A 9,270-nucleotide genomic window follows, 5' to 3' on the forward strand; every position below is an offset into this window, starting at 1 on the left:
TTGTTTGACCTGACAGGATTCAACCCCTCCATTCTGATAATAGACGACGAGAAAGAGGAACTGACAGCTTATAAGTTTCTGCTTGAATCAATGGGGCTTAAAGATATTACAACCCTTGACGACAGCAGGAATGTTCTTGATACACTTGAAAAACTCGATTCTCCCGTTGTGTTTCTCGACCTCAACATGCCGAAAAAGAGCGGCAAAGAGGTTCTGAAAGAGATCAAGGAGCGTCTTCCGCAGGTTCCGGTTATAATCTGCACTGCGAACAGCGACCTTGAAACCGCTGTGGAGTGCCTTAAGCTCGGCGCACACGACTATCTTGTTAAACCTATAAGTGTCAGCACTTTCGGTTCAGCGCTGAGAAACGCCAGCGAGATAGGTTCACTCCGTTCGGAACTCCTTTCACTTAAAAGGATCGGTACGGATACAGGACTTAAAACTCCAGAAAACTTCAAAAGCCTTGTCACATGCAGCGGCATAATGACGGGCATATTTCAGTATATAGAATCCATTGCGAAAAGCGGTCAGCCGGTGCTGGTTCTCGGTGAGACAGGTGCAGGCAAGGAGCTGATAGCCAAGGCTGTTCACGATTCCAGCGGGCTGAACGGCGAATTCGTCGCCGTGGACGTTTCAGGGCTTGATGATTCGCTGTTCTCCGACACCCTGTTCGGTCACGCAAAGGGCGCGTATACAGGTGCTGACAGCACCCGTCCGGGGCTTGTGGAGCGTGCGGCGGGCGGAACGATATTCCTTGACGAGATAGGCGATCTTAACGAGACCTCGCAGGTGAAGCTTCTGCGTCTTATGCAGGAGCGGATATACTATCCTCTCGGTTCGGATAAGCCCAAACAGTGTCAGGCGCGGATAATCGCCGCGACAAACAAAGATCTGAACGCTATGACCGTTGCCGGCGGCACATTCCGCCGCGACCTTTATTACAGACTCAGCACACATCTTATAAAACTGCCTTCACTGCGGGAACGCAAAGAGGATATTCCCCTTCTGACGGAATATCTTGCGGAAGAAGCGGCAAAAGGAATGGGCAAAACTACGCCTGTTTTCAGCCCGCAGACGATGCGTATGCTCATGGGACACGATTTCCCCGGCAATATCAGAGAGCTGAAAACCTATATCTATGACGCAGTTGCGAGGTGCAATTCCGAAGTTATGGAGGACAGGTTCATAGCCGACAGGCTGGGTGAGCTCACGCGGGAGCAGACTGTACAGATTCTATCCGGCGAGCCTCTGGAGCAGATATTCGGTCATTTCCCCACCCTTGAGGAAATCACCCAATATGCTGTTACATCGGCGATGAAGTCAGCAAATAATAATCAGTCGCAGGCGGCGAAGCTTCTGGGCATCTCCAAACAGGCGCTCAACAAACGTATTCAGAAACGCGGACACTGATAGATTACTAATGTCAACCACGGGGTCAATAAAAGTTGACCCCCGTCAACTATAACTGCCGCAAAACCACTGTTTCAATACCTTTTTTCTGGCACTGTTCTTGCGTCCTTTTCCTCCATCAGATTTCATGAGGTGAACGATGAAGCATTATAAAACTTTGATCGGAGGGGAGTGGGTCGATTCCGCCAAAAAACTTGAAGTGAAGAACAAGTATAACAACGAAGTCTTCGCCGACGTTCCCGTTGCGGACGAGAAAGAGACTCAGAGAGCCATAGACATAGCCGAAGAGGCTTTCAAAACTTTCAGAAAATGCCCCGCACACAAAAGGTCGGAGATACTTGAAAAAACAGCCGACATCATCCTTGCCAGAAAGGAAGAAATTGCGGAGATAATATCAAAAGAAGCGGGAAAAGCATGGAAATTTTCCATGAACGAGGTTTACCGCAGTGCGGAAACCTTTAAATTTGCCGCGGAAGAGGCGAAAAGAGTACACGGCGAAACCATTCCCGTGGATGCCAGCGCATTCGGTGAGAACCGCGTGGGCTATTTCATCAGAGAACCTCTGGGAGTTATCGGAGCCATCACTCCTTTCAACTTCCCGCTGAACCTTGTTGCGCACAAGGTCGCACCTGCCATTGCAACTGCGAACACGGTTGTTCTGAAACCGGCGTCCAGCACTCCTTTGTCTTCAATCATCCTTGCCGAAATAATGGAGGAGGCAGGACTGCCCGCAGGTGTTCTTAACGTTGTCATCGGTTCCGGCGGCACAGTTGGCGACACCATCGTGGCAAGCCCCAAATGCAAGAAGATAACCTTCACAGGTTCACCCGGCGTCGGCGATCAGATAATCAAAAAAGCGGGTATCAAAAAGGTCACTCTTGAGCTTGGCAACAACTCCGCAACGCTCATTGAAGCCGATGCGGATATCGAAAAAGCCGCCGCAAGATGCGTCGTCAGCGCGTTTTCAAACTCAGGACAGGTGTGCATCTCACTCCAGAGAATATACGTTAACAGAAAAGTTGCAGAAGAGTTTTCTAAGGTTTTTGTAGAAAAGACGAAAGCTCTCGTTGTGGGCGATCCCATGGATGCGGCTTGTGACGTTGGGCCCATGATAGACGGCAAAGAGCTTAAACGTATCGAGGAATGGGTGAACGAGGCGGTTGCTCAGGGCGCTGTGCTCGCCGCAGGCGGAAAGGTCAACGGCAACATCTTTGAACCGACAGTGCTCACAAACGTCACCGAGGATATGAAGGTAATGTGTATGGAGACCTTCGCGCCCGTTGTGTCCATCGTTGCATACGATAATTTCAGCGATGCAATCAAACGCGTGAACGATTCCGACTTCGGGCTTCAGGCTGGCGTTTACACCAGAGATATTAACAAGATAATGGAGGCTGTGGAAGACCTTGAAGTTGGCGGCGTTATGATTAACGACACTGCAACGTTCAGAGTTGACCATCTGCCCTATGGCGGAAACAAACTTTCAGGTCTCGGACGGGAAGGCGTGCGCTTTGCCATGGAGGACATGACAAGCATCAAAATGGTGATGATAAACAGAAACTGATAAGAGAATGAGATCGCTTCGGGTATACGACCCTCGCGAAGACGGAAAAAGTAAGTCTCTGCGAGCGGAGCGAAGCAGTCTCATCAGGATAAACAAACTTAACTGCACGAAAGTCAACCCGTGCATTTCGCCCCGTTATCGGACAGGTAACGGGGCTTTTTTACGTCAATTTTTGTTTATTTTCCGGTCTGCGGGTCAATTATTGTTGACCTGCACTTCAATAAAAATTGACACAAATGGGTCTGGTTGAAAAAATATTTTATTTATTAATATCTTATCTTGTGGCATGGGCGTTGCTTTAACGGATTTAAATAACATCAAATCCTTGGAGGATACTATGCTGAAAGGCGACGAACTGGCGCAGATATCTGCACCCCAAAGCGAAAAGACAAAAGAACTGCTCCGCAAGAAAGAGGCGTACGTTGCGGCTGGCATAAGCGCTTCCGTACCGATTTTTATCAAACAGGCTAAGGGCGCTGTTATCGAGGACATCGACGGCAACCGCTATATAGATTTCTATGCCGGAATAGGCGTTACCACCGCAGGGCACTGCCCCGAACCCGTCGTTGCGGCTGTTAAGGAGCAGGCGGAAAACCTCATCCACTCCTGTTTCATGGTCTCAATGTATGATTCCTACGTTGAGCTTTCCAAAAAGCTCACTGAGATAGCACCGGGAAATTTCGAAAAGAAGGCGATGCTTGTTAACAGCGGCGCGGAAGCCGTTGAAAACGCCGTTAAGATAGCCAGAGCATACACAGGCAGACAGGGCGTTATCTGTTTCGAGTCCGCTTTCCACGGACGCACACTGCTCACAATGTCACTCACCAGCAAAGTGAAACCCTATAAACACGGCTTCGGTCCCTATGCGCCCGAAGTTTACAAGGTTCCGTTCCCCAACCTTTACAGAGGTCAGCTCCACGTCGGCAAAGAGAACGCGGTGAAGGCATACCTTGACTACTTCGAAAGGTTCTTCGCGGCGGAGGTTGACCCTTCGCACATCGCCGCAATCATCATCGAACCTGTTCAGGGTGAGGGCGGATTTAACGTCACACCCAAAGAATATATGAAAGGGCTTCGCGAAATATGCGACAAACACGGCATCCTGCTTATTGCGGACGAGGTTCAGACGGGCTTCTGCCGCACAGGAAAGATGTTCGCTATGGATCATTACGACATTTCTCCCGACCTTGTCACCATGGCTAAGTCAATCGCATCCGGTATGCCCCTTTCGGCAGTTGTGGGACGCAGAGACGTTATGGATTCAGTCGGCGCGGGACGCATCGGCGGCACATACGGCGGCAACCCTGTTGCGTGCAAAGCGGCGCTTGCGACCATTAAATATATGGAAGACGAGAAACTCGCCGACAAATCAGCAGACCTCGGCGAAAGGATAGTGGAGCGCGTTAAGGCACTTCAGGCTGAGTTTCCCGTGATAGGCGATGTTCGCAACCTCGGCAGCATGATAGGTATCGAGTTCATCAAAGACGAAACCACAAAGGAACCCGACAAATACAGCGTCACATCGATAATAGCTGAATGCCAGAAGGACGGTCTGCTGCTCATCGGCGCGGGTATCTTCGGCAACGTTATCCGTATGCTTCCCCCTGTTGTACTTACAGACGCGCAGTTCGGTCAGGCAATGAGCATATTCGAAAAAGCAGTACGCAAGGTGCTGAGTAAGTAACTGAAAAATAAGTGTAAATCCCCCTAACCCCCTTTTAAAAAGGGGGGATTAGGGGGTCTCATTACCGCTTTATGGCGGTGAAAATAAAAAGGAGGGTATTCTATGAATCTGAAGAAATTCATCGTTCCTGCCGTTGTACTGGCAATGGGAACAGCATCTTTTTCTGCTTACGCTGCGGAAAAAGTGGTCAAGATAGGTAACATACTCCCCCTGTCCGGACCTTCGGCATCCGTTGGTATTCAGGGCAAACAGGCAAGGGAAATGGCTGTTGACGAGATCAACAAAGCAGGTGGTATCAAGGCACTCGGCGGTGCTAAGCTGAAACTTCTCTTTGCCGACAGCAAAGGCGATCCCACAACAGGCGTTACTGAGACTGAACGCTTCATCAGCACCGAAAAAGTCAGCATCGTCACAGGCGCCTGGAACTCATCCGTAACCTATCCCTCGACTCAGGTTGCCGAAAGATACGGGGTTCCCTTCGTTGTGCCCGTGTCTGTCCGCGACACTATAACAGAGAGAGGCTTCAAAAACGTGTTCCGCATCGCAGCGAAAGACTCATGGTGGACACGCGACCAGTTCCGCTTCCTTTCCGATATGCAGAAAGAATTTAAAACCCCCATTAAAAAAGTTGCTTTTGTTTATGAAAACGGCGACTGGGGAACAGGTTTCGCTGAGAAATGGCGTGAACTTGCGAAGGCTGCCGGATATCAGGTTGTTCTTGATGAACCCTATCCCAGCACAGCAAGCGACCTTACCCCCGTTGTTCTTAAACTGAAACGCTCCAACCCCGACGTTGTCTTCATGACTTCAAACGCGGCTGACGCGATTCTTCTTACAAAGACAATGACCGACCTCAAGGTCAACGTTAAAGCCATTGTAACATCCGGCGGCGGACACGCAGACCCTTCATATCTGGCGGCTGTGGGCAAGAGTGCTGAATATCTGTTCGACATCGTCGAGTGGGAGACAGACCTCAACAGACCCGGTCTGAAAGAGACAAACGAAAAGTTCAAAAAACTCTACGGATATAACCTCACAGGTGAAGCTGTTGACGCATACGCTTCCATGTACCTCGTCAAAGACGTTCTGGAAAGAGCAAAATCAACAGACCCCAACGCTCTGCGCGCGGCTCTTGCATCCACAAACCTTTGCGGCGGCAAAACAGGTCTTCTGGCATACAACTGTATCCAGTTTGACCAGACAGGGCAGAACAGGAACGCAAGCCTTGTCATTGTTCAGGTGAGAAGCGGCAAAGACGGCAAGATGGAGAGAATCACCGTATGGCCTAAAAACGTCAGAAGGGCGGGATATAAAGTGGTATTCCCCCAACCGAATAAATAAGAACCATTCATAGAACGGGTCGGGGGAGACTTTTACCCCCCTGACCCGTGTTTTTACGGGAGTTATTATTATGATCGGCTATATAGAATCCGTCATCAACGGCATACTCATGGGTTCGATTTACGGACTCACTGCGGTGGGGCTTACCCTGATATTCGGGGTGATGAAGGTGGTAAACTTTGCTCACGGCTCAATCCTCATGGTGGGGATGTTCGCTGCATACTGGTTTATTACGCTGACAGGGGTTAACCCCTATCTGGCGCTTGTGGTTGTTGTACCTCTGCTCTATTTCTTCGGTTATTATATGCAGAAGATCGTCATTAAACCCATCTTTGAAGCTGAAAAGCATGTCAGAGAGCCTATCACTGTCATCATAGTCACAACGGGTATCTGGTATGTTCTGGACAACCTTGCTCTGCTGGTTTTCGGTGCGGAGTTCCGCGTTGCTCAGACATCCGTCACAGGCAAAATGGTTGAAGTGGCAGAGATGTATTTTCCGCTGGCAAAGATAATCGGCACAGGGATAACACTTCTGCTGGGCGTATACCTTTACTGGTTCCTCAAACACTCGCGTATGGGAAAAGCTGTGCGCGCAACGAGCCTTGACAGGGAGGCGGCAACCCTTATGGGCATCAAACAGAGCCGCATATACAACATCGTATTCGGTATGGGCTGCGCCTGCTGCGGCGTTGCGGCTTGCGTTCTTGTCCCTTTCTATTATGTATATCCGACGGTTGGCGTTCCGTTTGACATAAAGGCTTTTGTAATAGTCGTTCTCGGCGGTCTGGGGAGCATCCCCGGCGCGATACTGGGCGGCGTGATCATCGGTATCATAGAGACCGTGGGCGCACAGTTTATGGCGGCGACATGGACGGAAATGCTTATATATGCGTTTTTCCTTGTGGTTCTGTTTGTTAAACCTTCCGGTCTCTTCGGTCTGAGACAGGATTATTAAGGGGGCGCACAGATGAAATTTCTAAGCAACGTACCGACAACACATAAAGTATTCGCGGCGCTTGTTCTGGCTGTGCTCTACGCACTGCCGCTGTTTGTTACAAGCCCTGTTATGTTACAGATATTCATACTTATATTCTTCTATGCGTATCTGACCTCTTCATGGAACTTCGTTGGCGGTTTCGCAGGGGTTCTGCCTCTGGGGCACTCCGCATTTGTTGGACTTGGCGCTTATACGTCAACGCTTCTTTATCTCACATACAACATCAGCCCGTGGATAGGCATGATAGCGGGCGGCATCGTGGCGGCGGCGTTCGGTCTGCTCATCGGTCTGCCGACACTGAAACTGCGCGGCGCATATTTCGCCCTTGCAACCATTGCGTTTGCCGAGGGTCTGCGCGTTCTGGTGGAAAATATCGAAAAACTCGGTTCTTTCGAGGTTCGCGGTCCCAAGGGTCTGCTCATCAACCTTGTGGGCAACTCGTTCAGGGATTTTCAGTTTCTCAGCAAGGTTCCCTATTATTACATAATACTCACCATGCTTGTACTGGTGCTGATACTGACCTTTTTTATGATGCGGTCAAAGGTGGGCTACTACCTTGCTGCCGGTGGCGAAGAACCGGAAGCTGCGGAGGCGCTTGGTATCAAGGTTTCAAAATATAAGCTCATCGCAATGGCGATAAGCTGCTTTCTCACAGCTCTTGGCGGTACTTTCTATGCCCAGCTCGTGCTGTATTTCTATCCGAAATCCATCATGGGGCTTGATATGTCCTATGAAATCGCTTTCATCGCCCTCATAGGCGGCAGAAGTACAATCTTAGGTCCCGTTCTCGGCGCGTTCCTTCTGCGTCCGGTTGGTGAGCTTACGAGGATATACCTCGGCGATACGCTCCCCGGTCTGCACCTCATCATCTTTGGTCTGGTGCTCATAATCGTTATGCGCTATCAACCGCGTGGGCTTGTTGAGCCTGTGTCAAAATGGCTTACCGCTATTTTTGACCGCATTGAGAACAGGAGGAGGGCGTAATCATGGCACTTTTGGAAGTTAAAGGCGTAACGAAGCAGTTCGGCGGTCTCACGGCGGTCAACAATGTGGATATGGAAGTGCAGGAGGGGCAGATTGTCGGGATCATAGGACCCAACGGTGCAGGCAAAACGACCCTTTTCAGCTGCATAGCCGGTTCACACGTTCCCACTAAAGGGAGCATAAAATTCAACGGAACAGAGATTGCGGGCAAAAGACCCTATGACATATGCAAACTGGGCGTGACCAGAACCTTTCAGGTGGTTAAGCCCTTCGCAAACAAAACCGTGCTCTATAACACAACCGTCGGCGCTTTCGCAAAGACCAACAGACTGGACGTTGCGGAAGAGAAGGCGATGGAGGTTCTTAAACTCATCGACCTTTACGACAAAAAGGACGTTCCCGCAAAGAACCTCACTCTGCCGGAACGTAAAAGGCTTGAGCTTGCCAGAGCGCTGGCAACAGAGCCTAAGCTGCTGCTGCTGGACGAGGTTATGGCAGGGCTGCGTCCCTCCGAAGTGGCGGAGATGCTGCCCGTTATCCGCAAGATAAACTCCGTGGGCGTTTCGATAGTTATCGTCGAGCACATAATGCAGGCGATAATGAACCTGTCGGAGCAAGTGTACGTTATCAATTTCGGTAAGAAGATAGCCGAGGGAGACCCCCATAAGGTGGTCGCCGAGGAAGAGGTTATCAAAGCCTATCTGGGGGATGAATATGTCGCTAATAGCCATTGAAAATCTTTGCGCCGGATACGGCGAGATAGGCGTTCTGTTCGACGTCTCCATGCGTGTGGAGGCGGGCGAAGTTGTGAGCATCATCGGTGCGAACGGTGCGGGCAAATCCAGCCTGCTCAAAGCGCTTTCCGGTCTCATCCGCCCGTCGTCCGGCAAAATAACCTTTAACGGCGAGGATATTACTAAGCTCCCCGCCGACGAGATAGTGGGCAGGGGACTTATCCACGTTCCCGAAGGCAGAAGGCTTTTCAGCCTTATGACCGTTTTCGAGAACCTTGAGATGGGCGCTTTCAGCAAGCGCGCACAGAAGGATTTCAAAAAGAATCTGGAGGACGTGCATAACCTGTTTCCGCGACTGAAAGAACGGGAAAAACAGCTCGCAGGAACGCTTTCCGGCGGTGAACAGCAGATGGTCGCCATCGGAAGGGGCGTAAGCTCCCCTATTAAGTAGACGTTTCATAAGCAGAGTTTTTCTGGCAAACTATAAAAGCTAGGAGGCTCGTTTTGAAGAAGTCACGATTCACAGAGACACAGATAATTTCAATTCTTAAAGAAG

The 9,270-nt window shown here is 50.2% G+C and carries 8 protein-coding genes; all 8 read left to right on the forward strand.

Annotated elements, in window-relative coordinates; translation table 11 throughout:
* Nucleotides 1-1,410, forward strand: coding sequence for a sigma-54 dependent transcriptional regulator (locus LRY47_RS01105; protein WP_295221650.1), 1,410 nt, complete (start codon nucleotides 1-3; stop codon nucleotides 1,408-1,410).
* A 139-nt stretch (nucleotides 1,411-1,549) separates the two neighbouring features.
* Nucleotides 1,550-2,974, forward strand: a complete 1,425-nt coding sequence (locus tag LRY47_RS01110; protein ID WP_295221654.1) for an aldehyde dehydrogenase family protein — start codon at nucleotides 1,550-1,552, stop codon at nucleotides 2,972-2,974.
* A gap of 337 nt (nucleotides 2,975-3,311) precedes the next feature.
* Nucleotides 3,312-4,658 (forward strand): 4-aminobutyrate--2-oxoglutarate transaminase, encoded by a 1,347-nt coding sequence (gabT, locus tag LRY47_RS01115; protein ID WP_295221655.1) that lies wholly within the window; start codon nucleotides 3,312-3,314, stop codon nucleotides 4,656-4,658.
* A gap of 144 nt (nucleotides 4,659-4,802) precedes the next feature.
* The gene (locus tag LRY47_RS01120) at nucleotides 4,803-5,999 is read left to right on the forward strand and encodes an ABC transporter substrate-binding protein (RefSeq protein WP_366043002.1); all 1,197 of its coding nucleotides are present in this window, start codon (nucleotides 4,803-4,805) and stop codon (nucleotides 5,997-5,999) included.
* Nucleotides 6,000-6,069: 70 nt separating this feature from the next.
* Nucleotides 6,070-6,954, forward strand: coding sequence for a branched-chain amino acid ABC transporter permease (locus LRY47_RS01125; protein ID WP_295221659.1), 885 nt, complete (start codon nucleotides 6,070-6,072; stop codon nucleotides 6,952-6,954).
* 12 nt (nucleotides 6,955-6,966) lie between these two features.
* Nucleotides 6,967-7,980 (forward strand): branched-chain amino acid ABC transporter permease, encoded by a 1,014-nt coding sequence (locus LRY47_RS01130; RefSeq protein WP_295221662.1) that lies wholly within the window; start codon nucleotides 6,967-6,969, stop codon nucleotides 7,978-7,980.
* Nucleotides 7,981-7,982: 2 nt separating this feature from the next.
* Nucleotides 7,983-8,714, forward strand: coding sequence for an ABC transporter ATP-binding protein (locus LRY47_RS01135; protein WP_295221663.1), 732 nt, complete (start codon nucleotides 7,983-7,985; stop codon nucleotides 8,712-8,714).
* Nucleotides 8,695-9,165: an ATP-binding cassette domain-containing protein gene (locus tag LRY47_RS01140; protein WP_295221665.1), complete on the forward strand. Its 471-nt coding sequence runs from the start codon at nucleotides 8,695-8,697 to the stop codon at nucleotides 9,163-9,165. Before LRY47_RS01135 ends, LRY47_RS01140 begins: the two co-directional genes overlap by 20 nt.
* Nucleotides 9,166-9,270: the final 105 nt, after the last annotated feature.

Source organism: Seleniivibrio sp., from assembly GCF_021209385.1.
GTDB lineage: Bacteria > Chrysiogenota > Deferribacteres > Deferribacterales > Geovibrionaceae > Seleniivibrio.